The sequence below is a fragment of the Bacteroides uniformis genome (assembly GCF_025147485.1).
Classification (GTDB): Bacteria; Bacteroidota; Bacteroidia; order Bacteroidales; family Bacteroidaceae; genus Bacteroides; species Bacteroides uniformis.
On sequence record NZ_CP102263.1, the window covers coordinates 4,604,141 to 4,629,452 of the forward strand.

Below are 25,312 nucleotides of genomic sequence, written 5' to 3' on the forward strand. Positions count from 1 at the left end.
TCGCTATCTGAAAAATGTTTCGTACTTTTGTACCCAAATTGAGTGAAATATAGCGAAATGAACGTATTAGAACTAAGTGAACAAGAAATCATTCGTCGCAACAGCATGAATGAACTTCGCGCGATGGGCATTGAGCCTTATCCCGCAGCAGAGTATGTAACAAATGCTTTCTCTACCGATATTAAAGCTGAATTCAACGACGATGCAGAGCCTCGCCAAGTGTCCGTTGCCGGACGTATCATGAGCCGCCGTATCATGGGTAAAGCATCTTTCATCGAATTGCAGGACTCCAAAGGACGCATCCAGGTATATATCACCCGCGATGACATCTGCCCGGACGAGGACAAGGAGATGTACAACACCGTGTTCAAACGTTTGCTCGATTTAGGCGACTTCATCGGTATCGAAGGATTCGTATTCCGTACCCAGATGGGCGAAATCAGCATCCATGCCAAGAAGCTGACCGTACTTGCAAAGAGCATCAAGCCCCTGCCTATCGTGAAATATAAGGATGGTGTGGCTTACGACTCTTTCGAGGACCCCGAACTGCGCTACCGTCAGCGTTATGTAGACCTTATCGTAAACGACGGCGTGAAAGAAAAATTCCTGAAGCGTGCCACCGTCATCAAGACCATGCGTGCTGTGCTGGATGAAGCCGGCTACACGGAAGTGGAGACGCCGATTCTTCAATCCATCCCCGGTGGAGCAAGCGCCCGTCCGTTCATCACCCACCATAACTCTCTGGATATGGACCTCTACCTGCGTATCGCCACCGAGCTTTACTTGAAGCGACTGATTGTAGGCGGATTCGAAGGTGTATATGAAATAGGCAAGAACTTCCGTAACGAGGGTATGGACAAGAACCATAACCCGGAATTCACTTGTATGGAGCTGTACGTGCAGTACAAGGACTACAACTGGATGATGAGCTTTACGGAGAAATTGCTGGAACGCATCTGTATCGCCGTAAACGGCTGTACAGAAACCGAGATAGACGGCAAGACCATCAGCTTCAAAGCTCCCTACCGCCGTCTGCCCATCCTGGAAGCCATCAAGGAAAAGACCGGATACGACCTCGAAGGAAAGAGCGAGGACGAAATCCGCCAGGTGTGCAAGGAACTGAATATGGAGATTGACGACACCATGGGCAAGGGTAAGCTGATTGATGAAATCTTCGGCGAATTCTGCGAAGGAACTTTCATACAGCCCACTTTCATCACCGACTATCCCGTAGAGATGAGCCCGCTGACCAAGATGCACCGCAGCAAGCCGGGACTGACCGAACGCTTCGAACTGATGGTGAACGGCAAGGAACTTGCCAACGCTTACAGCGAGCTGAACGACCCGATAGACCAGGAAGAACGCTTCAAAGACCAGCTTCGCTTGAGCGAAAAGGGAGACGACGAAGCGATGTTCATCGACCAGGACTTCCTGAAAGCATTGCAATACGGTATGCCTCCCACATCGGGCATCGGCATCGGCATCGACCGTCTGACAATGTTGATGACGGGCGAATCCTTTATTCAGGAAGTGCTTTTCTTCCCGCAGATGCGTCCGGAAAAGGTTATCCCCAAAGATGCTCCTGCACGATACACGGAACTGGGCATCCCAGAAGATTGGGTAGCCGTAATCCAGAAGGCCGGCTACAACCTGGTGAGTGACATGAAAGATGTGAATCCGCAAAAGCTCCACATGGACATCTGCGGTATCAACAAAAAATATAAATTGGAACTGGCAAACCCGACCGTAAACGAAGTTGCTGACTGGGTCGGAAGAATTAAGAATTAAAAATTAAAGAATTAAATAGGCAAGATTAAAGATAAGAGGAGGGTGAAGGTACTCCTTTCCCCTCTTTTAATTTTTAATTTTTAATTATTAATTTCGATATGAAACTACCCGGTAAGATAGCCATCATGGGCGGAGGAAGTTGGGCAACTGCCATTGCAAAAATGGTTCTGGCCCAAGCGGAGTCTATAAATTGGTACATGCGACGCGATGACCGTATTGCCGACTTCAAACGGCTTGGTCATAACCCTGCCTACCTGACGGGCGTCAAGTTTGATACCAAGCGTATCAACTTCAACTCCAACATCAATGATGTCGTGAAAGAATCTGATACGCTCATCTTCGTTACACCTTCCCCTTATCTGAAGGTTCACTTGAAGAAACTGAAGACTAAGATTAAGGATAAATTCATCATCACTGCCATTAAAGGTATTGTGCCCGATGACAACTTGATTGTCTCGGAATATTTCACTAAGGAATATGGCGTCCCGGCTGAGAATATTGCTGTATTGGCAGGTCCCTGCCATGCGGAAGAAGTGGCTCTGGAACGCCTTTCTTATTTGACCATTGCTTGTCCCGACACCGACAAGGCTTGCACCATTGCCCGCAAACTGGCCAGTTCATTCATCAAGACCTCTGTCAGTAATGACGTTGCCGGCATTGAATACAGTTCGGTGCTGAAAAATGTATATGCCATTGCAGCCGGTATTTGCAGCGGTCTGAAATATGGCGACAACTTTCAGGCTGTGCTCATGTCCAATGCCATACAGGAAATGAACAGATTCCTGCAAACGGTACATCCGCTGAACAGAAACGTAAGTGATTCCGTTTATTTAGGTGACCTGCTGGTGACGGGATATTCCAATTTCAGCCGCAACCGCACATTCGGTACGATGATTGGCAAGGGATACTCCGTGAAAAGCGCGCAGATTGAGATGGAAATGATTGCTGAAGGATATTACGGTACAAAATGTATCAAGGAAATCAACAAGCATTATCATGTCAACATGCCTATTGTAGATGCAGTATACAACATTCTGTATGAGCGTATCTCGCCGACGATTGAAATCAAGCTGCTTACCGATTCATTCCGGTAAGCGCGAAAAAAGATAAAACGAAATACTGAATTTAAAACCTAGAATATTATGATTAGTTTGAACATTGAAAAGACTCTTGGATTCATCTCCAAAGAAAACGTTTTCGCCTATGAAGCCCAAGTAAAGGCTGCACAGGAAGCATTAGAGAATGGTACCGGTAAGGGCAACGACTTCTTAGGCTGGCTGCACCTCCCCTCTTCCATCACTAAAGAGCACCTGGCCGACCTAAAGGCTACCGCACAGACGTTGCGTGACAACTGCGAGGTAGTAGTAGTTGCCGGTATTGGCGGAAGTTACCTCGGTGCACGTGCGGTGATAGAGGCTTTGTCAAACAGCTTCACTTGGTTGCAAGACAAGAAAACGGCTCCGGTCATTCTGTATGCAGGACACAATATCGGTGAAGATTATCTATATGAACTCACCGAATACTTGAAAGACAAGAAATTCGGTGTTATCAACATCTCCAAATCCGGTACTACCACTGAAACGGCCTTGGCGTTCCGTCTGTTGAAAAAGCAATGCGAAGACCAACGCGGCAAGGATATGGCAAAGAAGGTTATCGTTGCCATCACCGATGCCAAAAAGGGCGCTGCCCGCGTAACGGCCGACAACGAAGGCTACAAATCCTTCATCATCCCCGATAACGTGGGCGGACGTTTCTCCGTACTGACTCCGGTAGGCTTGCTGCCCATCGCAATAGCAGGTTTCGACATTGAGAAACTGGTTGCAGGTGCAGTTGCCATGGAAAAGGCTTGTGGAAAAGATGTTCCGTTTGCAGAAAATCCTGCTGCCATCTATGCAGCTACGCGTAACGAGCTCTACAAGAACGGTAAGAAAATTGAAATCCTCGTAAACTACAATCCCAAACTGCACTACGTAAGCGAATGGTGGAAGCAGCTTTATGGTGAATCCGAAGGTAAGGAAAACAAGGGTATCTTCCCTGCTGCCGTAGATTTCTCCACCGACCTGCACTCCATGGGACAATGGATTCAGGAAGGCGAACGTACCATCTACGAAACTGTCATCTCCGTGGAGAAGACACAGCACTCCCTGCAAGTACCTTCGGACGAAGCCAACCTCGACGGACTGAACTTCCTGGCAGGCAAGCACGTGGACGAAGTGAACAAGATGGCTGAATTGGGCACACAGCTTGCCCACGTTGACGGCGGCGTACCCAACATGCGCATCGTTATCCCTGCACTGAATGAAGAAAGCATCGGAGGTCTGCTCTACTTCTTCGAAATAGCTTGCGGTATCAGCGGTTATATTTTGGGAGTCAATCCGTTCAACCAACCGGGTGTGGAAGCATATAAGAAGAATATGTTTGCATTGCTGAACAAGCCCGGCTACGAAGAAGAGTCCAAAGCTATCCAGGCAAGACTTTGATAAATTAAGAATTGAGAGTTGAGAATTGAGAAATGGCTGCACAACAAGTGCGAAGAGAACCGTTCCCCGATTCTCAACTCTCTATTTATCTACCCCGCATTTTTAAATTCTCAATCCCCAATCTACCAAGTGTTCGAAAACTCTATCGCCCGTTATCTGGAAAAGCACGGGCACCCCTACATCCAACTGAAAGCCGTTCTTTTTGACATGGACGGTGTGTTATTCAACTCCATGCCCTACCATGCCGATGCCTGGCATAAAGTAATGGAACGTCATGGCCTGCACTTGAGCCGTGAAGAGGCATACATGCACGAGGGACGTACCGGAGCCTCCACCATCAACATCGTTTATCAACGCCAGTATGGCAAGGATGCCACTCCCGAGATGATAGAAAGCATCTATGCAGAGAAAAGCGCCGAATTCAGTACCCACCCGGAACCGGAACGTATGCCGGGTGCTTGGGAAGTGCTGCAAAAGGTAAAAGCGGCAGGACTTATTCCGGTACTTGTCACCGGTTCGGGCCAACACTCCCTGCTGAACCGCCTTGCCCACAACTTCCCTGGTATGTTTCAGCGCGACCACATGGTGACCGCCTTTGATGTGAAATACGGAAAGCCTCATCCTGAGCCTTATCTAATGGGACTGGAAAAAGCCGGAGTACAAGCCAACGAAGCTATAGTTGTAGAAAATGCACCTATCGGAGTACAAGCCGGAACAGCAGCCGGCATATTCACTGTGGCAGTCAATACCGGTCCGCTGGACAGGCAGGTATTACTGGATGCCGGAGCAGATTTATTGTTTCCGTCCATGCAGGCGCTTTGTGACGACTGGGAAAGGTTGCAAACCGCATTAGATGCCAGTAATAGCCTTCGCCACAAAGATTGACGGCGACCCAAACAATATAACAGTTGATTGGAGCTTATATAACCAAGTAATACCATTACTTGATATACAGAAGGCATCTATTGTCTTTCTTCTTAAAACGCTCCAATCTACTCATTTTCTCCTTCTCGGTTTCTTTAATAGGGAACGTTATCCTACGAGTATCTTTATCATAATCGTACAATTCTCTGGCAGGAACTACATAAACAGATTCCGGACCGTCACCACACCATCCAAAGCCAAAAACATAAAACAAGTTTTTTATCGGACGGTTCAACAGATTGGAATTCATATACCCCTCGTACTTTTCAATGTCTTTTATATCGAGATAAAAACCTATCTTACTTCGCCATTTACATTCTACAGCTATAATATCTCCAACTTCATGAATGGTACTCGTTGTGGTAACACACTCCATCAACAAATCCGGAGATGATGAAGACAGAGGCCTATACCCCTCAATGTATTTATCACCTCTCCAATCTAAAAGCCGCCAAAATATTTTCTTATCACATAGATCCGAATAACCATCTTTACTAATATTGGAGTTCTTCACAACCCATTCCTCAAATCTATCTCCTAAATATTTACTTTTCTTCCTTTCTTTAAAATATTGAAAGGTATCCATAAACCGATATTGGAAAACACCTACAAAATCATCGATAAACTGATTTAATATTTTCATAGCCATAATAGTCTATTGTGTCTTTAAATAATATTCATTGCAAACAAAAATTCATAGGTGAAGAGCCGCAACACCCATTTTCAAAAATAGATTTTTTTTCATTTCCAAAAATAGAGTTTTTTTCCCAATTCTTTCCAGATTTCCTTCCCATCTTTGTAATACAGAAAACAAATAAAGTATTAATTATTAAAAATAGAGAAGTATGAAAAAATTAGTTATGATGTTGGTTTGTATGTTTGCAGTGCACACAATGGTAATGGCGGATAATGATAAGCCGATAGAGGTGAGCCAGTTGCCGGCGAAGGCGCAGACATTTATCAAGACTTATTTTAAAGACCATAAGGTGGCAATGGCTAAATTGGAGTCGGGAATGTTTTATAAAAGCTATGATGTGGTGTTCACGAATGGGGAGAAGGTAGAATTTGATAAATCGGGGGAATGGAAAGAGGTACGATGCAGACAAAGTGAAGTTCCTGTACAGATTGTACCGGAAGCGATACGTAACTATGTAAAGACCAATTATCCGGATGCAAGAATTCTTCAGATTGAGTACGATGACAATGAGTATGAGATAAAGTTGTCTAATCGTTGGGAAATTACATTTGACTCTAAAATGAGGGTGATTGACATTGACGATTGATGACAAGAAAGATTTAGAATATGTAGATTATAAAGTATCAAGAAACTGAAAACAGTTGCTTGGAGAGGGTTTCTCCAGGCAACTGTTTTTTTTTATGCACTTCCGTACGGTAGCAGGGCATATGGTGCTGCGCTCATTGTACAACAGTGGTTGTACTACTATTCCAATTGCCCGGAGTCAACGAAGCCCCGGCTGCACTTTTGCAGTTTTTTAATCAGTGTGTCCGGAGAAGGACACTCAACCTTCTCCGGAGCTGAAAATACTGATTTATAAGGAAATGGCGCTTCTCGGCGCTTCCTGCCGGAAGGCGACTCAGGCTATGACGCTTTCAGGATTTTGGCAGACCTCACCATGGTATAGGTAGTCCCCTTAGTACAATGGTGCATATCATTCAGCTTACTGAAAAATAGAGTTTTTTTCAGAGAGGTTTGTTCGGCAGAGAAATTCCAACCGCAGAACGGAAGAACAACGTTTTCAGTCCGTCATAAAATCCCGGAAGAGCAACCGTTCCATGCGTCTCTTCCGGGAACTTTTTTGATACCACCCGCAAATGCCGCTTCTCCATACGAGGAACTGCACTCCCTATAAAATCATCTGTCAGGGAAAAGTGGCTCAGCTTCCTATCAGGACGCGGCTGAGTGGCAAACGCAACATACAGTTGTTTTCCTGAAAAGTCAACCTTATCTACCTGCCGTTCTACCTGTTTCTGAAAACATCCTTTATCCCACCATAAACTGGGGTCTATGGCGATGTATGTATCAAATGTACCGGGATAATTCAGCAAAACATGCAGCGTGAACAACCCGGCATAAGAATGTCCGGCCAACAAGTGTTGTCCATTCACCGGCAAGTCTTGTTCCACTGCGGGGCGTAGCTCCTCCGTCAGAAAACGGCAAAATTGTCCTGCCCCACCCCCTTCCGGTTTATCGCCCGGACGGACAGTTCCGTCACGCCGGGCAGCGGAACAGGTTGGCGTAAAGTCTCTGGTTCTGTTTGTATTCAGGACAGCCACAACGATACAGGGCGGTAAGGAAGAAACTTTGGAGGTGGAAAACAAGCGAGTAAAACCTACCACCGAATGAAAAAAAGAATCACCGTCCAGCAAATAAAGAACCGGATAACTTTCCTCTTTTTCACCCGGGCGGGTTGCAGGTACATACACCCAATATTCTCTAGCCTCATTCAAGACATGCGAAAACAAAGTGTGGCGAGTCCCGATAGAAATAGCTTCTTGCGCTCTCAGCGGAAAACCGAGCCAAGTGACAACTACCAATATAAACAGAATATGCAGGCTTCTCATTTCAATTCTTTTTTCAGTCTGCAAAGTTCGCAGAAAATAAGTTGACTACCTATCCCTATTTTTAGGTATTCTCACGGTTGAAAGCTTTCCGCAAAAATCAAAGGCTGATTAAGAAAGTTTGATGGGCAACTGAATTTCCGTCATCCATTCATCCACCGTTTCTTTGTTCCAAATGCCGTCAATATGGCAAAACCGGGGACGGTCAATGACCTCGTATCCATTTGCCTCGGCATACGCAAAAAGCTCGGCGAAAGTTTCGGGCATATGCTCATAAGCACCGTAATGGTTGACACAGAGCGCAACCGGTACTTCCGGAAGTTCCTTGAATTTAATCAGTTCCGAATCTTCCTTGCGTTCAGCCACCGCTTCAAAAAACTCGATATCAATATCAACCCCATATTCCTCATTATATTCCACCGTGAAACAATATTCCGGGGCAGGACATTCACAACCCAAACGGTACATTTCAGGCCCGATAATATTCGGACAAAGATTGAACAGTTCCTGATAAGAGTCTATTTTACGGCGATGGGTAGCAAAAATTCTTGAAGGGAGGGATTTCTTAAACACTTTTTCCATAACATTCTCTTGTTTATGGAGTAAATTTTCCAATTTGGCAAGTTCGGTCTGCCGCCATATCAAGTGTTCAATCTCGTTTTTGCAACGTTCTATTTTAACCTTCAACAATTCAGCATCCGGAAATTCCTTGCCATCGGCAAACAACTCGGATATCTCTTCGAGGCTGAACCCTAATTGCTTGAGGTAAACAATACGGCTCATACACCGGAGCTGGCTGATGTCGTAATAGCGATACCCCGTCCACTCATCCACTTCAACGGGTATCATCAATCCTATCTCTTCATAATGACGAAGCGTCTTAACGGTCACTTGGCAAAGTTTGGAAAACTCTCCGATTTTAAACTTCATTTTATTCTTCATAAACTCATGCGCATTTTGTTTATGAAGCAAAGATAGGTCCTGCCCTTAGGGACGAGTCAAGAGATTGCTTCAAAAAAAACACATATTTCACTATTCACAACGGCAATAGGTGTTTGCACCGCACGTACAACGAGGCAACAGCTGCTCACTCAGTTCATCGCGGTAAAATTCATACAGCCGCCGGTACATGGTTTCATAGAGTGAGGCAACTTGTTTCTCCTGCTCACTTTCATTTTGAAAACGATTTTTAAAGGGATCTTCAAAATCAAAATGCACCTGCTGCTTGGCATCCAGAGTGATAAACTTCAGTTCTTCTCCGGCTTCTTTACATAGGGTAATCACGTAGTCCCACGACCGGTGCGTATAGGTCCCGACACCAGACGGTTTCTTGCGAGACACGCTGAAACCATTCTGTTCCATCACATTGCACACGGCATCGGGAACGCAGTTCCCCTCCATAATTCCTGCCGTAGAGATATTCATTCCCCTGCCAAATGCATGCAGGAGTTCCTGCGCGATACGGCTGCGGCACGTATCTTCATTACTTATTAACAGTATATCCATTGTCCGTTACTTTTCCAGGTTTAAATACTCGCCATCTCCTTCTTTCTTCATCTTCGCTTTACGTGCCAGGTCGAACAAGGTGGGGTTAATGTGGCAATATCCACCAGGATTTTTGTCCAGATAGTCTTGATGATAATCTTCGGCGAGATAGAAGTTCTTCAAAGGCTCTATCTCTACAACCAACGGACGGGAGTAGTTGGCAGCCAGCCGGTCAACGGTTTCACGAATAACGGGCAGGTCGGCGGTATCCGTATAATAGATACCCGTGCGATACTGTGTACCTCTATCCCCCCCTTGCTTATTGAGGCTGGTAGGGTCAATCGTTTTGAAATAAAGGTCGATAAGGAAAGGCAAGTCCACCTCATCGGGATCATACTGTACTTTTACGGTTTCGGCAAAGTCCGTGGTACCGGTACATACCTGCTGATAGGTAGGATTGGCTATATTTCCATTGGCATATCCCACCTGGGTAGCCTCCACACCTTCTATTTGTTTCAGGAAATGTTCGGTACCCCAAAAACATCCTCCTGCCAGATAAATCTCTTTCATTGGTTTCATGTCTGTTCTCCTTTCTGACCGTCCTTCCGGCTTACCGGCATAGGACAGACAAGTCATTAACATTGCAAAAATAAATATTATTTGTTTCATACCTCTAACTCTATGGAAATTATAACAAGAAAGAGAACCGTATGGTTGACTTTTCTGGATGTATTGTATAAAAAGAAACTCCCTTTGCAAAGTATTCATGCAAAGGGAGTTCCTTTCTTTGTGACCCCGGTGCGATTCAAACGCACGACCTTCAGAACCGGAATCTGACGCTCTATTCACTAAGCTACGGAGCCAAATGTGGATGCAAAAGTATAAAAAAATTAGCAGATTCCTAACATTCAAACGCTTTTTATATCAAACCGAGGAATATTTTTATTATTACTTTGAGAAGACTAACCGCAATTACACAAACATTTTGTTCTTTTTTCCCACAAAACAGAAGCAAGTATCAATATTATTCCTATCTTTGCCGAGCAATTTAATAGAAGTTATACTGAATAAATTTATGAGCTACCTGATAACACCTGAAGGTTACAAACCTTTATTGGACCTAAAACAGACTGAATTAGGGATTAAACAAATTAAAGAGTTCTTCCAATTGAACCTCTCTTCCGAACTGCGCCTGCGACGTGTGACAGCTCCACTGTTCGTATTGAAAGGAATGGGTATCAATGACGACCTCAATGGAGTGGAACGTGCCGTAACTTTCCCTATCAAAGATTTGGGCGACGCCAAAGCTGAAGTGGTGCACTCCCTCGCCAAATGGAAACGCCTCACGCTTGCCGAATACCATATCGAACCGGGATATGGCATCTACACAGACATGAATGCCATCCGTGCCGATGAAGAACTGGGCAATCTGCATTCCCTTTATGTAGACCAGTGGGACTGGGAACGCGTCATTACTGCCGAAGACCGCAATGTGGAATTCCTCAAGGAGATAGTAACCCGTATCTATGCAGCTATGGTGCGCACAGAATATATGGTATATGAGATGTATCCGCAAATCAAGCCTTGCCTGCCCCAGAAACTTCACTTTATCCATGCCGAAGAATTGCGCCAACTGTATCCGGACTTGGAACCCAAATGCCGCGAACATGCCATTTGCAAGAAATACGGTGCAGTGTTCATCATCGGTATCGGATGCAAGCTGAGCGACGGCAAGAAGCACGACGGACGCGCCCCGGACTACGACGACTATACCAGCAAAGGGCTGAACGACCTCCCCGGACTGAACGGTGACCTCCTGCTATGGGACCACATCCTGCAACGCAGCATCGAACTTTCCTCCATGGGTATCCGCGTAGACAAGGAAGCCCTGCTTCGCCAGCTCAAAGAGGAAGGCGAAGAGGAACGCCTGGAACTTTACTTCCACAAACGCTTGATGAATGATACACTGCCGCTTTCCATCGGTGGCGGTATAGGGCAGTCCCGCCTCTGTATGTTCTATCTGCGCAAGGCGCATATCGGTGAGATACAAGCCAGTATCTGGCCGGAAGATATGCGCAAAGAGTGCAAGGAACACAATATACACCTGATTTGATATACATTTATCCCGTCATATAATATAAAGTTCACCCCCTCAAAAGGTTGGACTTTATTTTTTATTTTGTACTTTAGCATCCGAAACTACTAACAGATCCAATTAGTATGAATGTTCAAATAGAAGAAAGCTGGAAAGCACATCTGCAACCTGAATTTGAGAAAGATTATTTCCGTACATTGACTGATTTTGTACGGGACGAATATGGGAAATATGCAATATATCCTCCGGGAAAGCTGATATTCAATGCATTCAACCTATGCCCTTTTGACAAAGTAAAAGTCGTGATAATCGGTCAAGACCCCTATCATGGTCCGGGACAAGCACACGGACTTTGTTTCTCCGTAAATGACGGTGTTCCTTTCCCTCCTTCCTTACTTAATATTTTCAAGGAAATAAAAAATGACATTGGCACTGATGCCCCCACTACCGGCAATCTGACACGCTGGGCAGAGCAAGGCATATTGCTGCTCAATGCTACCCTCACCGTACGTGCACACCAAGCCGGTTCTCACCAAAACCGAGGTTGGGAAACATTTACAGATGCGGCTATCCGCATTCTCGCCGAAGAAAAAGAGCATCTTGTATTTATTCTTTGGGGAGCCTACGCCCAACGTAAAGGGGCATTCATCGACCGTAGCCGACATCTGGTACTTACCTCGGCACATCCATCTCCCCTATCCGCTTATAACGGCTTCTTCGGGAACAAGCATTTCAGCAAAACAAACGAGTATTTGCGGGAACATGGAGAGACGGAAATAATTTGGTAAACATCAATACCACTGAATATTACTCTGAGTCTGGCTTCTCTGTTCCCATTTCAAGTCTTGCAGGATACTTGCATTGGCACGGATGGTAAAGTTATAGTATTTCCAGCGTCCGAAAGGTGATATGGCAGCCGTCATGCTGAAACAGTGCAGGTCACGTGTGATGTTGAAAGCGGTCTGCGTTATCTCCTTCGCATTGAAGTCATAACCGGAATTGAAGCTGACAGCCCATTTATTGGTAAGCTTGACGTTACCGTTTATATTAAGGGAATTCAGGCTGAATTTGTACGGATAGCGCATGTTCTTACGATTAATGGGCTTACTGGTGTCTTCCGTAATATTGAAACCGGTACTGAAGTTGATAGACCAAGGCATCTTGAATACCTGATAGCCGTCAGCATCGGCAGCAGCCTTTTCCTTCTTCTTCTTCGGAGTGCCGTCCTCGGTAGTTTCCCCCTCCATGTCACCGTCTTCCTCCGTCGAGGCATTCTGGTCTTGGCCCTGCTCCTCGTCATCCTTCTGACCGGTGAAGAAGTTCCTTATTTTCTTCCACGAATCATTGTTCACGGTCCAACTGAACGACGTACCATATCCCGACCAACGACCGAAACGGCCATACGACCATTCCGTACGGTTACCGGGCACCACCCTTCCGTTCTCATCAAACTCGTAAGCATAAGTGGCAAAGGTAGAGCTCATACTCAACGTATAACTCTTGCTCAACTTCAGACGGAGATTAAAGCTCAAGTCACTCCAAGGACGCACCTGGGCAGCCGTGTTGTAACTGATACCCATACTCAAATCGTCAATCAGGCTCACCTTGCGGATAGAGTCATTCTTATCCTTGAACTTCATTTCAAGGTTATTGGAGATATTGAAACTGATAAGCCCCTGCTTTCCTCCACTTGGCGGACTGAACACCTGACCGGCATAATAGGAATACTGCACGGTATCGCGAATGCCGTTCTGGTCTTTTATATAAGAGTCATAATAGCCAAAACGGGACGAAGTGAAATCGGGTGCAGCGCTGAAACTGATGGAGGGAGTGATGACGTGACGTATCTGTATCTCCTTCTTCTTCATAAACAATGGCTTGTACATACCATAAACTTTGGTATTGATACCCAGACTGGCACTGTAGTCGTATACACGGTGAAAACCGTAGGTCGTATCATTCACCTCCTTGCCTTGCTCATCGTCCCAGTCCTTCTTCACCTTGCGGGTGTACCAACGCTCCGTATAGTTTACGGTAGGCGTCACATTGAAGTACTTGAACAAAGTAAACGTGGCACTTACCGGAATCTCATGCTGCATACCGTTCTCCCAATCGCGTATCAGGTTCTTCTTGAACAACAGATTGTCCTTCGTCTTGATACTGTTCTTCACACGGCCAGTATAGCGAACGGAAATCTTCTCATACCACTTTTCATCTCCCACTGCATGTTTGCGCTTGAAAGGGAAAATGGTACTCAAGGAAATGGTCATGTCCGGTAAAGTCACCGCGATAGAGGAGTCGCGCATGGTCTGGGCAATATTACCTGAAGCGGAGATGCTCAGATGCTGGTCGGGAAAGTTACGCGAATAGCTGACACTGGAAGTCTTGGTATTCTGCGACATTGCCTGGGAGTTGTACATATTGCCGATATTGGTACGCTCATAACTACTGGTAGCAAAGTTCACACTGGCAGAAAAGGTAGAATTCGGACTCGCTTTCGGGTCCTGCCGGTGAGACCACACCACCTTGAAGTCTTTGGCAACCGAGTAGTCGGGCAAGCCTTTGTCACCGGTCTTGGTCACCTGATAGCTTGCCTGCAGCAAACCGGAATATTTGTAACGCTTCACATAGTTCGACTCCATATTCAGCGCCCAAGAACCTTTCGTGAAGATATCCGCCCGCAGCTTCAAGTCCATTTGGTCACTGATGGCGAAGTAATATCCACCGTCCGTCAGACCGAAGCCACGATTGGAGTCATCCATATAGGTAGGCATCAGAAAACCGGACTGGTAACTGCTAGAAAACGGGAAAAAGAAAAATGGAACGGCAAGCGGAAGCGGCACATCCTCTACTACCAGATAGGCAGGTCCCGTCACCACGTTCTTTTTCGGACGTACCTTGGCATAAGTCATCTGCATATAAAAATGGGGGTGGTCATGATGGTCACAAGTCGTGTAACGACCGCTCCTCATATAGAGTTCATCATTATTCCCTTTCTTGGCATTATTACCGGTCACGTATCCCTCGCCCTGCTGGCTGACAACATTGCTGATAAGACCTCTTTTACTCTTGAAGTTATAACGGATAGTATCGGTTTCGTAGGAGGTGTCCCCGTCTTTGAAGACCGGTCTTCCCTTGGCTGTTCCTACAGAATCGACCACGCCACGGGCAAAAACCGTACTGTTGTCCATATCCATAGAGATGACATCAGCCTCCAGGTCAGCACCCGGATAACTCACCTTTCCCTGGCCGTAAAGATGGGCAAAGCCACTCTGCGTAAATACAATGGAGTCATTGGCTTCGTAGGCTACGGGAGCATCCAATGCATCCTTCTTGGGAGGCGCAGCCGCTACCGTATCTTGTTGCAACGAATCGGCAGGAAGCCCCTTTCCCCCTTGCAGGGAGTCTCCCATCTGCAAACTATCCCCTACCTGCAACGTGTCTGTCCGCTGAATATTCGGAGGCGCGACCTTCGCTCTACGGCGCTGAGAAGCAGCCCCACCGGAGAGAAGAAGCAAGACGAATAGTAGTATGAATGATATGAATGTATTTGCTTTCAATGGCGTCATTAACTAATAGTTTACGCTTGGAGGGGCAAAAGTACATAATTTATACGGATAATCTCCCTTTTTAAAGAAATTTAGATTGCTACAAGAACTGTTCGCACCAATTATCAAAGCGCCGTACCCCTTCTTCACCATAACGTTCCAAACTTTTTCGGGCTTTTTCTACACTTTTCTCCTTTTCCAAATGAGTTTTTGAATAAAACTTATCGGCAAAACAGATAGCTTGTTCTTCCAAGCTGACCGGAACCATTTCACGATGCGGTACGGGCAAATCCTGCGCAATGATTCCCTCCAATGAAAGTCCGGCACCCGTATGGCGTTCACAAACCAAAGCATGGCGGGGATAGCCTTCGCCGCGTATCAGGTCGGCTCCCAAATAACCGTGACAGATATAAGGCTTGTCGCCAAAACAATGGATACCTGCCGCATCTGTAAGAAAAATGCCTATATCGTGCAGCATGGCAGCCTCGTACAGAAAATCCTTATCCAATGAAAGTTCCGGATGGCGGTCGGCAATCCATAACGACTTGTCGGCTACGGAACGGCTGTGCGTCAACAGTATATGCCGCAACTCATTCTCTTCCGGATAATATTTGTTAATGATATCTATCGGATTCATTTTAAGTTATGAGTTATAAATTATGGGTTATGAATGTCAATCGCCCTAAATTTATACATGCAGATTTCATTACGCATATCACAACTGCGTCTGTCTGTACGGAATATCTTTTCCAGATGATACGTCTGTTCCAGCTCTCCCAACATATTCTCCTCCTCCTTTACGGGAACCAACAAATAGCCCTCCCCGCTGGACGGACGTTCCTTTTCAATGTGCCGCATGCGGTCTTTCAGATAGAAGTTAACACCATAGAAACTCATTTTCGAGTAAGAATAGACCACACCTTCCGGAACATACGTATTGACCCTTTCAGCCAAATGTTTATCTGATTTCACAGCCAGCACCGTGGGCTGATAAACCGAATCCAATGATACGAAAAGACAAAGCATACATCCTGCTATACCATATAATAATGACCGGCTATCCGCACGCTTTACCACCATACATAATGTGCAGACAGCGGCTACTACGGGAAGCGCTACCAGGAGCCACTTGGGAACAGACAAAGCCACATCCTCCAACGCATGCATAAAGGCTACATTCTCAGCGGCATGGCGTCCACTTCCAAAAACGCTGTCGGGAACCAGGCCGAGACGAACTACGACAAAAACAAGCGTAAGCAACAAGCCCAAAGAAGCAAAGATGATTGCACAAATCCTGAAAACTCGTGCCCCCTTTTGTACCAAAGCCAACAGATACTCAGCTATCAGCACTGCCATAAACGGATAGATGGGAAGCAGATAAACGCTCCGCTTACTCTTGGGGATGCAGTAGAAGACAAAGATTATCAGAATGACCAGCCACGTGAACAATTGTACCGGAGACTGGTTGCGGAAAGCACTCCAGCCCTTCTTCAACCGCAACAGCAGGGTATCCCCTTCCGGCAGGCAATGCATGTTTTTCCACTTCAAGCCAAACAAGGAAACTACCAGAACCAACGTCCAGGGAATCCATCCCCAAATCAAAGTCAGGAAATTATACCATACAGGATTTTCGTGGGACTCGTAGGACATTTTGCCCATAAACCGCCCGGTATTCTCCTCCAGAACCAAATCGAGGAACGGTTGTCCACCTTGTCTGTAAGCTACGTATACCCAAGCTAAATAAGGAACAAAAGAAAGCAAGCCGATACCTACCAACGAGAAAAACGCTTTCCCGAAAGAACGTCCGCGCAACAACTGATACACACCGATACACGCGCAAGGGAATATGGAGCCTACCGGCCCTTTGGTCAACGTGGCACATCCCATCAACAACACCGCAAGCCAGGGCACTCCGCGGCATCCCTTCTCATCCCAGCGGAACAGCAGACAAAGGGAAATAACGATAAAGGCAACCTGAACCATATCGACCCGACAAGCGACAGCCGCCCGATGCACCTCGAAAGAAGACAAAAGAAGAATAGAGGCCAGAAACGCCGTTTGAACGTTTTTACGTTTTGCCACAAAGGCAAAGAACATCAACTGCATGGCTAAAAAAGCCAATGCAGACGGGAAACGGGCGGAAAACTCCGTCACCTCTCCAAAAAGGGAAGAGACGGCGGCTATTGACCAGTAGAAGAAAGGGGGTTTATAAGCAATATCAGTACCATAGTTCACCGGAAGTATCCAGTTTCCACTTTCCAGCATAGAAAGGGCAACAATCGCCTCCCGCGGTTCCCCCTTGGAATAAAAAATGGTTTCTCCCAGAAAGGGAACAACCACAAGCACACTCAGCAGCGCAATAAACCAGAACGCCTTCTTTCTGTCCGACATACCTTATTTGTTTTTTATGTTTTCTGGACGCAAAGATAGCGCAAACCGAAAGCAGATGCAAATTTATTTGCAATTTGCTGAGATGCAGCTTAATTTCGCAAAGCAAAATTACAAATAATTCTGAAACAATGCCTAACTTTGCCGCCCCAATGATAATGGCAACAGAGAGTAGATATTTAATGTTAAGATGAAGCGGCTGAAACAACTACCGGAATTTGTACGCTTCGTAATGGTGGGCATCTTTGCGACAGCTCTGCACTACGGATTGTATTTTGTATTACAATGGGTTATCAATGTAAACATAGCCTATACACTGGGATATGCTCTCAGCTTCATCGCCAATTTCTATCTGACTGCTTACTTTACCTTCGGCCGGAAGCCCTCATGGAGAAAAGCCTTCGGATTTGGAGGGGCACACTTATGCAGCTATCTGCTACACATGGGGTTGCTGAACCTCTCTCTCTGGATGGGCATCCCCAAACCTCTGGCCCCCATTCCGGTTTTCGCCATCGCCATTCCGGTCAACTTCTTACTCGTACGTTTCGTTTTCAAAAGAAAAGAGTGATAATTTGTTTTTCTCCCGATTTCTTACGAATATTGCAAAAAGATTTGTTCTATGATGGAAAACTCTCCCATACTCGCCGTTGTCGTACCTTGCTACAAAGAAGAGGCAGTGCTGCATGAAACCCATAAACGATTGAGCCAATTATTCGACCGGCTGATACAAGCCCGGCAAATTTCCCCGGAAAGCTATATATTATATGTAAACGACGGAAGCACCGACCAGACATGGGCTATCATCAAAGAACTGCACCAAAATACGGCCTATGCCTGCGGACTGAACCTGGCAGGAAACGTAGGACACCAGAATGCCCTGCTAGCAGGACTCAATGCAGTAAAAGAGCGTTGCGAGATAGCCATCTCCATTGATGCAGACTTGCAAGATGACATCCAAGTGATTCCGGACATGATAAACAGCTATAAAGCGGGCAATGACATCGTTTATGGCGTACGTAAAGAACGGAAGACCGACACTTTCTTCAAACGCAACACCGCTTTGGTCTTTTATCGGCTGATGAAGGCAATGGGGGTAAAATCCGTCTACAATCATGCCGACTACCGCCTGATGAGCCAGCGGGCTGTACAACACCTATGCCGCTTCCGCGAGCGCAACCTTTTTCTTCGGGGACTGGTTCCCCTCATCGGCTACCAGACGGACAGCGTGTACTACAATCGTGACAAGCGTTTTGCCGGAGAATCAAAGTATCCTTTCCGGAAGATGCTTAATTTTGCCATCGACGGTATCACTTCCTTTTCCGTCAAACCGGTCCGTATGATTTTTTGGATAGGCTGCATCTTTATTCTTGTGGCACTGTGTGTCACCGGATGGACACTTCACTCTTACACACAGCATAACGCCGTCCCCGGATGGTCATCACTGATGATTTCCGTCTGGCTGGTAGGAGGTGTGATACTTGTGTCGCTGGGGATTGTAGGCGAATACATCGGCAAAATATACATTGAGGTGAAGGACCGACCGCGCTACAATGAAGAAGAACTGCTGATGCCGTCCGGCAAAACAGAATAAAAGAAGCCCATCATCATTCTACACAAAAGTTTTAAAAAGGAAAAACACTTCTCACACTATCACACTATAATAAAGGTATAGGGAACAGTGTGTGTCTTTCTTGCCGACAAGTTGGCAAGATTTTGCCACCCTATTGGCAAGACTTTGCCATAGGCATGGCAAAAGTTTGCCAAAAGCATGACAATGGGTTGGCAAAATTACTCTCTGGCAGACAATGAGTTAACATAACTATCAAAATCGTATCGTCACATCAGTTTATATCAAAAAACACAAAATCGCTTGCGAAAGCGACATAAATGCCGTATCTTAGTACACGTGCAAGCAAACCATTTTGCTTACACATGATAAGAATCTGCTTATGGGAACATTAGGCTGCATCAATGACATGCTACAAAGGGATAAAGAGAACCGTGCTCTCCGCAAGTTGAGCAGAGGACGGATGCGGGAGCACTACAAATACCTTGTAAAAAGGAAAGGTCCTGAGAGAGCCGATGTAACCATTGAGGAAATAGAAGAAATCCGAAGAAATACTACTGAAAAGGAATTATCAGATAAAGAACATCTATTCAGGGCAAAGACGATTCTTGCAGCATGTGCTTTAGTCTTGCTTTTATTGGGAGTACTTTGTTATAAATTGTTCTTATAAGCAGGTCTGAAACCGATTGACAAGAAATCTACCCGGTTAAATTCATCAGCCATTGGCTGGCGATTGAAAGCAGATTCCCATGCTTCATAAAAAATTCGCATACTTTTTATATTCGAAGCAGAGAATCAACAACTTGGTTTCCAAAACCAATAAATTAGAAATGAAAAGATTATCTTTGCAAACACAATAAATACATTGAAAGACTTTCTGTTAGAACATGGAACATCTAAAAGCATACATTTTAGCACTTAAAAACATGAATACAGATTTTACAATTAGAATTGCCCAACAGTCTGATGCCCTTGAACTTATGAGTTTGTTTCAAGAGACAGTCCTCCATATAAACAAACGTGACTATTCAGAAGCAGAAGTGGCAGATTGGGCATCGTGCGGAAACGACCTCTCCCACATAAAAGACATGATTAAGACACATTATTTTATTGTGGCAACCAATCAACAGTCACAGATTGTCGGCTTTTCATCCATTACCCACCAAGGATATTTGCATTCTATGTTTATTCATAAAGATTTTCAAGGTAAAGGCATTGCTACCATACTTCTAAATGAGATAGAACGGTATGCAACCGCAAGAGGAATCATGCGAATTACATCAGAAGTAAGCCTGACAGCCCGTCCATTCTTTGAGAAAAGAGGCTATATAGTAGAAGTGGAACAGAAACGCAAAGCCAACCAACTTTATCTCACCAATTTTTGGATGGCGAAAAGGCTGGCTGAATGAAATCGTATAACGGACGTATTCCTGCTTGTGGTGTCTTTTGTGGTGGTTGTCCCATATACACAAGAGAAAAAAGTCCCTGCAAAGGAGCAGAACAGAATGGTTCTCGCTGTGAAAAATGTAAAACATTCCATTTATGTTGCTTGGAAAAAAGAATAACACATTGTTTCCAGTGTTCTGATTTCCCATGTACTAAATTCAAAAGATTTACCAAACGTTGGCTAAAATACGGACAAAACTTCATTGAAAACCAAAAGCTTTTAAAAAACGTAGGTGAAGTTAAATTTTTAAAGTATTATAATAAGAGAATCCACAACCAACTTACCAACAATGACAAAAAATCAGGAATAAAATAATAATTTTGTACCTTTCGAAAAACATGTGTTGTAAATGACAGATTTTAATTCATACATGGGCAATATAGACACTGACTTTTTTAGGGAACTGTGTTTAAGAAACGGAGAACTACGGTATTATAAAAGAAATGAATTTATCCTCCGAGAGGGAGAAGTCGGTTCTTTCTTCGGGTTTATTGTATCCGGTGTAATCAAATATACCTGCATCAACCAAACTGAAAACAAAACATATAATGTAGGTTTTTCTTTTGCCAATGAATTTATCTCTGATTATCCCAATTGTTTATACGACATAAAATCTGAATTGAATATACAAGCAATAACCCCATGTAGAATCTACATCTGTTCTTCCGAATTACTTCTACAAGAATTTGAAGAGAACAAAGAAAATCAACGAATAGCCCGTATTGCAGCCGAACAATTATTTTTTCAGTCGTATTCACGTTACTTGGATTTGTTCAGATTTACATCGGAAGAACGCTATCTCCAACTTCTTAAAAAATGTCCAGAAATCCTACAAATGGTACCCCTAAAAGAAATTGCGTCTTACTTGAAAATAACCCCTATTCACATGAGCCGCATCAGACACAAACAGAGTTTTGACAGCAAAGAATAAACATAGGTTTAGAAATTCAATCATTTAACAATATTCCAAGACAATATTGATTCTGTTAGGAAGTTCTCTTTTATCTTTGCCCTATCCTTTGGCTGATTCAGCGAAAGGCAGGAATGAAAGGAGTTAAACATAGAGTCCTATATATGAGAACAAGAAAAGTATTTAGAATGCCACTTGATAAAATTCTTTGTTTATCAGCCAATGCTATATTAACCATTATTGCACTATGGAGTATTGCATCAGTCTTTTTCGAAAACGCCACAATTGATTCTATAATAGCCCGTTTCAGCGTGGCTTCTGCCTGCATGGCCAACCTATTTTCAAAACATCGCCTTATCCGGATAATATTCCTCATTATGGCATTTGTACTGATAATTGTTGCAACCGCCCTCTATGTCCATAAAGCAAATAAGATGTAAAATACTCAGCAGTTATTCCGTCTCATTTTTCCTTTTCTTCCACAGCTGATAACTATTGATTATATTCTGCCACAGCACATACGATCCCGGACCGACGGAAGATAACGGATTAAGATAAGTATATGCCATCCAGATGGCAAGCACCGTATTCTTTTGCCCCAGCGCCTGCCCTCCACTGATGCGCTCACCATAATGACCGCCGATTCTCTTTCCCAAATAGAATTGTATACAGCAGGTTATCAGTCCCGCCAGGGCTATCAGCAGTTCAACAAATACCGGTGCATCACTATTGACCAATGAACGTACCGTCTGCCCTGAGACAATGGCAAGAGCTACCGCCCACAAATAGAAGGCTGCATCATGGAAACCCAACAGAAAATGATGCACCTTCGGCACAAACGCACGCAGAAACCATGCCAGCAAGAAAGGACAAAGCAGCAATGGAAAGACTTTACTCAGAATTTTCAGGAATGCAACAAAAAAAGTAATGTCAGCATGAGGCTCCACCAACGGGAAAACCAAAGGAACAGCCACAGCTGCCAGAAGATTGGACAACAACGTATAGGTCGTCAGGCTGGATGCGCTTCCACCCAGTTTACCGGTAATGACAGCCGCAGCGGTTGCAGTGGGACAAATGAGGCAGACCATTGCACCTTCAAACACTTCCCGGTAGACCTCCTCCATAGGGCAACACACCAACAATACCGCAACAATCAAGCAAGAAACCGTCTGGAACAGCAGTAACCATCCATGCCACGATTTGGGTTTCAGTTCATGCACCTCCACCTTGCAGAAAGTGAGCAGAAGTTGGGAAAAAATCAAAAGCGGAGTCAGGAAAGCCACTAACCCATTCACATAAGGTTTGGCAGGCTCCACAAAAGGAATGTCTGCAAAAAAGAAATATCCCAAAGTACCGGCAAGCATTGCCAAAGGCAACGTCCAGTTCTTTATAAAACGAACCAGCATACTTGATTTGCTATTTTAATTATCTGCCGCAAAGTTACGCATATTATCAATACATTGAGCCACTAATTACTCAAACACAGACATTAATTACACTAAAAATGAGAAGAAGAACAATAAAACTGAACATAATCCATTAGTTTTCTATAAATTTCCACTACATTTGCCAAGCGAAAAGGAAGCATTGTCTTTGCTACAATTATATGAAACTATACAGACGATACATATTATATATAAGTATATGCTTAGGGCTGCTTATCTCCCCCTTTTGCAGTGGCAGCGCTGAAGCGAAAGACTTTGTTGTCGTTATAGACCCCGGACACGGTGGACACGACCCGGGTGCAGTGGGAAAAATTTCCAAAGAGAAGAATATCAACCTGAATGTAGCACTCAAACTTGGCAAACAAATCAAGAAGAACTGCCCTGATGTAAAAGTTATCTATACGCGGGACCGGGACATATTCATCCCCCTGGACCGGCGCGCTGAAATTGCCAATAACGCCAAAGCTGATTTGTTCATCTCCATACATACCAATGCCCTGGCCAAAAACCGGACGGCCAAAGGAGCCTCCACCTGGACACTGGGTCTGGCAAAATCGGATGCCAATCTGGAAGTAGCCAAGCGCGAAAATGCCGTTATCCTCTACGAAAGCGACTACAAGACGCGGTATGCCGGCTTCAATCCCAACTCGGCAGAGTCCTACATCATCTTCGAATTCATGCAAGACAAATACATGTCACAGAGTGTGCACCTCGCCTCCCTCGTACAAAAGCATTTCCGCCAAACCTGCAAACGTACAGATCGGGGCGTGCACCAGGCAGGTTTTCTGGTATTGAAGGCCAGTGCCATGCCAAGCATACTGGTGGAACTCGGATTCATCTCCACACCGGAAGAGGAACGGTACCTGAACACTGAAGCAGGAACCACCTCACTTGCCAACGGTATCTTCCGCGCTTTCCTCACCTATAAGCGCGAGCAGGAAATCCGGTTGAACGGAAGCAGCAATACCATTCTTCCGGAGGATGTACCCGAGCCCGTTCAAGAAGAAGGCAACGCAGCTACAGCGACACCGGAAAAGAAAAATGCACCTCAAGCGGAGAGTAACCAAGCTGCCCAACGCCCGCAAAGGTCAGAAAATGCAGCCGTTTCCCAAACAGAACAGAGCGGCATCGTGTTTAAGATACAGATACTCACTTCTTCACGTCCTCTGGCCAAGAATGACAAAAGACTGAAAGGACTGAAAGACGTGGATTATTATAAAGAAGGCGGAATCTACAAATATACGTACGGCGCATCACCCGATTACAACAAGGTGCTGCGCAGCAAACGTAGCATTACGGACAAATTCAAGGACGCATTCATCATTGCGTTCAAGAATGGAGAAAAGATAAACGTCAACACAGCCATCAGCGAATTTAAAAAGAACAGAAATAAATAACAAAAGATACATCATGAAGTATATTACAAAAGAAGTTAGAATAGGAATAGCAGGCATAGCTGCACTTTGCATATTGGTATACGGCATCAACTACCTGAAAGGGATAAATATGTTCAAGCCCTCCAGCTATTTCTACGTGAAATTCCAGAATGTCAATGGGCTGACAAAATCCAGCCCGGTCTTTGCCGACGGCTTCCGCGTGGGTATTGTCCGCGACTTGTACTACGACTATACCCAACCGGGCAAAGTCGTTGCCGAAATAGATGTTGACCCAGAGCTGCGCATTCCCAAAGGAAGTACGGCAGAACTGGCAGCCGAAATGCTTGGCGGCGTAAAGATGAACCTGCTGCTTGCCAATAACCCACGGGAGAAATACCAGATTGGAGACACAATCCCCGGCGTGCTGAACAACGGAATGATGGAAAAAGTTGCCACCATGATGCCGCAAGTAGAGAAGATGCTGCCCAAGCTGGATTCCATCCTCGCATCCTTAAATGTCATACTAGCCGACCCCGCCATCCCTGCAACCTTGCATAACGTACAAGATTTAACAGCAAGTATGGCCGTCACAAGCCGCCAGTTGCAAACTCTAATGAAGGATGATATTCCACAACTGACCGGCAAGCTCAATACCATTGGAGACAACTTTGCACTCATTTCCAACAACTTAAAGGAGATAGATTATGCTGCCGCCATGCAAAAGGTAGACGCAACTTTGAACAATGTAAAAATGATTACAGACAAATTGAACCAGAAAGACAATACCGTCGGACTTTTGCTAAACGACCCTTCTCTATATAATAATCTGAACGCCACCACTGCCAACGCAGCAAGTTTATTGGAAGACTTGAAATCGCATCCGAAACGATACGTCCATTTCTCCCTATTCGGCAAGAAAGATAAGTAAAAGATGGACGTTATATAGATTTTGTCTAAATAATAAGTCTATAAAGGAATTAAAAGGAAAGCCCTCATTTGCTCTATACAAGGAGCGAAAAAGGGCTTTTTCCTGCTCTGGGCACAGAAAGAAAACAAGAGACGCAAAGCTACATAAACCACTATATGACAAAGTATTAGATAAATGCAACACACCTTATATAAGGAGTATACTCATAGTAACCGATAAGTAGCTGAAAGTAAAGAGCTTATTACTTTCCCTAAAAACGCAAGAAAAAAAGGATTTGTTTTTCTCGAATAAGATTGCCAATTTTGCAATCGTAGAAGTTATGCTTAATTAATAAATGTATTTATAGCCGTT

At 44.8% G+C, this 25,312-nt stretch carries 25 protein-coding genes and 1 tRNA gene; 16 read left to right on the forward strand and 10 right to left on the reverse strand.

The window, feature by feature from the left end; genetic code table 11:
- Window positions 1–57 precede the first annotated feature (57 nt).
- The 4 genes from lysS to NQ510_RS18710 all read left to right on the forward strand — a co-directional run bounded on the left by lysS (window position 58) and on the right by NQ510_RS18710 (window position 5,153).
- Window positions 58–1,788, forward strand: coding sequence for a lysine--tRNA ligase (lysS, locus tag NQ510_RS18695; RefSeq protein ID WP_005827209.1), 1,731 nt, complete (start codon window positions 58–60; stop codon window positions 1,786–1,788).
- Between the two features lie 98 nt (window positions 1,789–1,886).
- Window positions 1,887–2,882, forward strand: coding sequence for an NAD(P)H-dependent glycerol-3-phosphate dehydrogenase (locus tag NQ510_RS18700; RefSeq protein ID WP_005827211.1), 996 nt, complete (start codon window positions 1,887–1,889; stop codon window positions 2,880–2,882).
- Between the two features lie 48 nt (window positions 2,883–2,930).
- On the forward strand, window positions 2,931–4,268 hold the full coding sequence (locus NQ510_RS18705; protein ID WP_005827213.1) for a glucose-6-phosphate isomerase: 1,338 nt from the start codon (window positions 2,931–2,933) through the stop codon (window positions 4,266–4,268).
- 129 nt (window positions 4,269–4,397) lie between these two features.
- On the forward strand, window positions 4,398–5,153 hold the full coding sequence (locus NQ510_RS18710; RefSeq protein ID WP_008664065.1) for an HAD family hydrolase: 756 nt from the start codon (window positions 4,398–4,400) through the stop codon (window positions 5,151–5,153).
- A 55-nt stretch (window positions 5,154–5,208) separates the two neighbouring features.
- Here the strand turns inward: NQ510_RS18710 and NQ510_RS18715 are convergent, their stop codons facing one another.
- A complete protein-coding gene (locus tag NQ510_RS18715; RefSeq protein ID WP_034525529.1) occupies window positions 5,209–5,835 on the reverse strand; it encodes a hypothetical protein in 627 nt (208 codons plus the stop codon).
- Window positions 5,836–6,037: 202 nt separating this feature from the next.
- Between NQ510_RS18715 and NQ510_RS18720 the strand changes: the two genes are divergently transcribed.
- A complete protein-coding gene (locus NQ510_RS18720; RefSeq protein ID WP_005827221.1) occupies window positions 6,038–6,475 on the forward strand; it encodes a PepSY-like domain-containing protein in 438 nt (145 codons plus the stop codon).
- 418 nt (window positions 6,476–6,893) lie between these two features.
- On the opposite strand, the gene NQ510_RS18725 is transcribed toward NQ510_RS18720, so the two are convergent.
- The 5 genes from NQ510_RS18725 to NQ510_RS18745 form a co-directional block, all read right to left on the reverse strand.
- Entirely contained in the window at window positions 6,894–7,775 is an 882-nt protein-coding gene (locus NQ510_RS18725) for an alpha/beta hydrolase (protein WP_005827227.1), read from the reverse strand.
- A 108-nt stretch (window positions 7,776–7,883) separates the two neighbouring features.
- Window positions 7,884–8,714, reverse strand: coding sequence for a MerR family transcriptional regulator (locus tag NQ510_RS18730; RefSeq protein WP_005827229.1), 831 nt, complete (start codon window positions 8,712–8,714; stop codon window positions 7,884–7,886).
- A gap of 90 nt (window positions 8,715–8,804) precedes the next feature.
- Window positions 8,805–9,278: an arsenate reductase/protein-tyrosine-phosphatase family protein gene (locus NQ510_RS18735; protein ID WP_005827232.1), complete on the reverse strand. Its 474-nt coding sequence runs from the start codon at window positions 9,276–9,278 to the stop codon at window positions 8,805–8,807.
- A gap of 6 nt (window positions 9,279–9,284) precedes the next feature.
- A complete protein-coding gene (msrA, locus tag NQ510_RS18740) occupies window positions 9,285–9,836 on the reverse strand; it encodes a peptide-methionine (S)-S-oxide reductase MsrA (protein WP_225982599.1) in 552 nt (183 codons plus the stop codon).
- Between the two features lie 211 nt (window positions 9,837–10,047).
- Window positions 10,048–10,120: transfer RNA gene (locus NQ510_RS18745), tRNA-Arg, on the reverse strand.
- Between the two features lie 212 nt (window positions 10,121–10,332).
- Between NQ510_RS18745 and asnA the strand changes: the two genes are divergently transcribed.
- A complete protein-coding gene (asnA, locus tag NQ510_RS18750; RefSeq protein ID WP_008664075.1) occupies window positions 10,333–11,370 on the forward strand; it encodes an aspartate--ammonia ligase in 1,038 nt (345 codons plus the stop codon).
- 107 nt (window positions 11,371–11,477) lie between these two features.
- Window positions 11,478–12,140 carry a uracil-DNA glycosylase gene (gene ung, locus NQ510_RS18755; protein WP_005827240.1) on the forward strand — a complete coding sequence of 221 codons (663 nt, stop codon included), beginning with the start codon at window positions 11,478–11,480 and terminating at the stop codon, window positions 12,138–12,140.
- Window positions 12,141–12,143: 3 nt separating this feature from the next.
- On the opposite strand, the gene NQ510_RS18760 is transcribed toward ung, so the two are convergent.
- The 3 genes from NQ510_RS18760 to NQ510_RS18770 all read right to left on the reverse strand — a co-directional run bounded on the left by NQ510_RS18760 (window position 12,144) and on the right by NQ510_RS18770 (window position 17,291).
- The gene (locus NQ510_RS18760) at window positions 12,144–14,921 is read right to left on the reverse strand and encodes a putative LPS assembly protein LptD (protein WP_005827242.1); all 2,778 of its coding nucleotides are present in this window, start codon (window positions 14,919–14,921) and stop codon (window positions 12,144–12,146) included.
- A gap of 79 nt (window positions 14,922–15,000) precedes the next feature.
- The gene (locus NQ510_RS18765) at window positions 15,001–15,537 is read right to left on the reverse strand and encodes an HD domain-containing protein (RefSeq protein ID WP_005827246.1); all 537 of its coding nucleotides are present in this window, start codon (window positions 15,535–15,537) and stop codon (window positions 15,001–15,003) included.
- Window positions 15,538–15,557: 20 nt separating this feature from the next.
- A complete protein-coding gene (locus NQ510_RS18770) occupies window positions 15,558–17,291 on the reverse strand; it encodes an ArnT family glycosyltransferase (RefSeq protein WP_005827248.1) in 1,734 nt (577 codons plus the stop codon).
- Window positions 17,292–17,478: 187 nt separating this feature from the next.
- Between NQ510_RS18770 and NQ510_RS18775 the strand changes: the two genes are divergently transcribed.
- The 7 genes from NQ510_RS18775 to NQ510_RS18805 all read left to right on the forward strand — a co-directional run bounded on the left by NQ510_RS18775 (window position 17,479) and on the right by NQ510_RS18805 (window position 21,652).
- Window positions 17,479–17,856 (forward strand): GtrA family protein, encoded by a 378-nt coding sequence (locus NQ510_RS18775; RefSeq protein ID WP_005827252.1) that lies wholly within the window; start codon window positions 17,479–17,481, stop codon window positions 17,854–17,856.
- Between the two features lie 51 nt (window positions 17,857–17,907).
- Complete coding sequence (locus tag NQ510_RS18780; RefSeq protein ID WP_005827256.1) at window positions 17,908–18,879, forward strand: glycosyltransferase family 2 protein; 972 nt, start codon at window positions 17,908–17,910, stop codon at window positions 18,877–18,879.
- Window positions 18,880–19,237: 358 nt separating this feature from the next.
- Complete coding sequence (locus tag NQ510_RS18785; protein WP_005827260.1) at window positions 19,238–19,525, forward strand: hypothetical protein; 288 nt, start codon at window positions 19,238–19,240, stop codon at window positions 19,523–19,525.
- 256 nt (window positions 19,526–19,781) lie between these two features.
- Window positions 19,782–20,264 (forward strand): GNAT family N-acetyltransferase, encoded by a 483-nt coding sequence (locus tag NQ510_RS18790; protein ID WP_005833190.1) that lies wholly within the window; start codon window positions 19,782–19,784, stop codon window positions 20,262–20,264.
- The gene (locus tag NQ510_RS18795; protein WP_005827267.1) at window positions 20,261–20,617 is read left to right on the forward strand and encodes a DUF3795 domain-containing protein; all 357 of its coding nucleotides are present in this window, start codon (window positions 20,261–20,263) and stop codon (window positions 20,615–20,617) included. Before NQ510_RS18790 ends, NQ510_RS18795 begins: the two co-directional genes overlap by 4 nt.
- 34 nt (window positions 20,618–20,651) lie before the next feature.
- Window positions 20,652–21,233: a Crp/Fnr family transcriptional regulator gene (locus NQ510_RS18800; RefSeq protein WP_005827269.1), complete on the forward strand. Its 582-nt coding sequence runs from the start codon at window positions 20,652–20,654 to the stop codon at window positions 21,231–21,233.
- Window positions 21,234–21,376: 143 nt separating this feature from the next.
- Complete coding sequence (locus tag NQ510_RS18805) at window positions 21,377–21,652, forward strand: hypothetical protein (protein ID WP_005833197.1); 276 nt, start codon at window positions 21,377–21,379, stop codon at window positions 21,650–21,652.
- A gap of 12 nt (window positions 21,653–21,664) precedes the next feature.
- Here the strand turns inward: NQ510_RS18805 and NQ510_RS18810 are convergent, their stop codons facing one another.
- Complete coding sequence (locus tag NQ510_RS18810; protein ID WP_005827275.1) at window positions 21,665–22,618, reverse strand: transporter; 954 nt, start codon at window positions 22,616–22,618, stop codon at window positions 21,665–21,667.
- A 200-nt stretch (window positions 22,619–22,818) separates the two neighbouring features.
- Between NQ510_RS18810 and NQ510_RS18815 the strand changes: the two genes are divergently transcribed.
- Both NQ510_RS18815 and NQ510_RS18820 read left to right on the forward strand, forming a co-directional pair.
- The gene (locus tag NQ510_RS18815) at window positions 22,819–24,054 is read left to right on the forward strand and encodes an N-acetylmuramoyl-L-alanine amidase family protein (protein ID WP_005827280.1); all 1,236 of its coding nucleotides are present in this window, start codon (window positions 22,819–22,821) and stop codon (window positions 24,052–24,054) included.
- Window positions 24,055–24,067: 13 nt separating this feature from the next.
- Window positions 24,068–24,961: an MlaD family protein gene (locus tag NQ510_RS18820; RefSeq protein WP_005827282.1), complete on the forward strand. Its 894-nt coding sequence runs from the start codon at window positions 24,068–24,070 to the stop codon at window positions 24,959–24,961.
- Window positions 24,962–25,312: the final 351 nt, after the last annotated feature.

What these genes read in the sequence shown, in the direction of transcription:
- NQ510_RS18705 (WP_005827213.1), top strand. Translation starts at nt 2,931, where the DNA reads ATGATTAGTTTGAACATTGAAAAGACTCTTGGATTCATCTCCAAAGAA.
- ung (WP_005827240.1), top strand. Translation starts at nt 11,478, where the DNA reads ATGAATGTTCAAATAGAAGAAAGCTGGAAAGCACATCTGCAACCTGAA.
- NQ510_RS18800 (WP_005827269.1), top strand. Translation starts at nt 20,652, where the DNA reads ATGACAGATTTTAATTCATACATGGGCAATATAGACACTGACTTTTTT.
- NQ510_RS18780 (WP_005827256.1), top strand. Translation starts at nt 17,908, where the DNA reads ATGATGGAAAACTCTCCCATACTCGCCGTTGTCGTACCTTGCTACAAA.
- NQ510_RS18790 (WP_005833190.1), top strand. Translation starts at nt 19,782, where the DNA reads ATGAATACAGATTTTACAATTAGAATTGCCCAACAGTCTGATGCCCTT.
- NQ510_RS18730 (WP_005827229.1), bottom strand. Translation starts at nt 8,714, where the DNA reads ATGAAGAATAAAATGAAGTTTAAAATCGGAGAGTTTTCCAAACTTTGC.
- asnA (WP_008664075.1), top strand. Translation starts at nt 10,333, where the DNA reads ATGAGCTACCTGATAACACCTGAAGGTTACAAACCTTTATTGGACCTA.
- NQ510_RS18720 (WP_005827221.1), top strand. Translation starts at nt 6,038, where the DNA reads ATGAAAAAATTAGTTATGATGTTGGTTTGTATGTTTGCAGTGCACACA.
- NQ510_RS18735 (WP_005827232.1), bottom strand. Translation starts at nt 9,278, where the DNA reads ATGGATATACTGTTAATAAGTAATGAAGATACGTGCCGCAGCCGTATC.
- lysS (WP_005827209.1), top strand. Translation starts at nt 58, where the DNA reads ATGAACGTATTAGAACTAAGTGAACAAGAAATCATTCGTCGCAACAGC.
- NQ510_RS18805 (WP_005833197.1), top strand. Translation starts at nt 21,377, where the DNA reads ATGAGAACAAGAAAAGTATTTAGAATGCCACTTGATAAAATTCTTTGT.
- NQ510_RS18765 (WP_005827246.1), bottom strand. Translation starts at nt 15,537, where the DNA reads ATGAATCCGATAGATATCATTAACAAATATTATCCGGAAGAGAATGAG.
- NQ510_RS18770 (WP_005827248.1), bottom strand. Translation starts at nt 17,291, where the DNA reads ATGTCGGACAGAAAGAAGGCGTTCTGGTTTATTGCGCTGCTGAGTGTG.
- NQ510_RS18795 (WP_005827267.1), top strand. Translation starts at nt 20,261, where the DNA reads ATGAAATCGTATAACGGACGTATTCCTGCTTGTGGTGTCTTTTGTGGT.
- NQ510_RS18785 (WP_005827260.1), top strand. Translation starts at nt 19,238, where the DNA reads ATGGGAACATTAGGCTGCATCAATGACATGCTACAAAGGGATAAAGAG.
- NQ510_RS18820 (WP_005827282.1), top strand. Translation starts at nt 24,068, where the DNA reads ATGAAGTATATTACAAAAGAAGTTAGAATAGGAATAGCAGGCATAGCT.
- NQ510_RS18760 (WP_005827242.1), bottom strand. Translation starts at nt 14,921, where the DNA reads ATGACGCCATTGAAAGCAAATACATTCATATCATTCATACTACTATTC.
- NQ510_RS18715 (WP_034525529.1), bottom strand. Translation starts at nt 5,835, where the DNA reads ATGAAAATATTAAATCAGTTTATCGATGATTTTGTAGGTGTTTTCCAA.
- msrA (WP_225982599.1), bottom strand. Translation starts at nt 9,836, where the DNA reads ATGAAACCAATGAAAGAGATTTATCTGGCAGGAGGATGTTTTTGGGGT.
- NQ510_RS18725 (WP_005827227.1), bottom strand. Translation starts at nt 7,775, where the DNA reads ATGAGAAGCCTGCATATTCTGTTTATATTGGTAGTTGTCACTTGGCTC.
- NQ510_RS18700 (WP_005827211.1), top strand. Translation starts at nt 1,887, where the DNA reads ATGAAACTACCCGGTAAGATAGCCATCATGGGCGGAGGAAGTTGGGCA.
- NQ510_RS18810 (WP_005827275.1), bottom strand. Translation starts at nt 22,618, where the DNA reads ATGCTGGTTCGTTTTATAAAGAACTGGACGTTGCCTTTGGCAATGCTT.
- NQ510_RS18815 (WP_005827280.1), top strand. Translation starts at nt 22,819, where the DNA reads ATGAAACTATACAGACGATACATATTATATATAAGTATATGCTTAGGG.
- NQ510_RS18775 (WP_005827252.1), top strand. Translation starts at nt 17,479, where the DNA reads ATGAAGCGGCTGAAACAACTACCGGAATTTGTACGCTTCGTAATGGTG.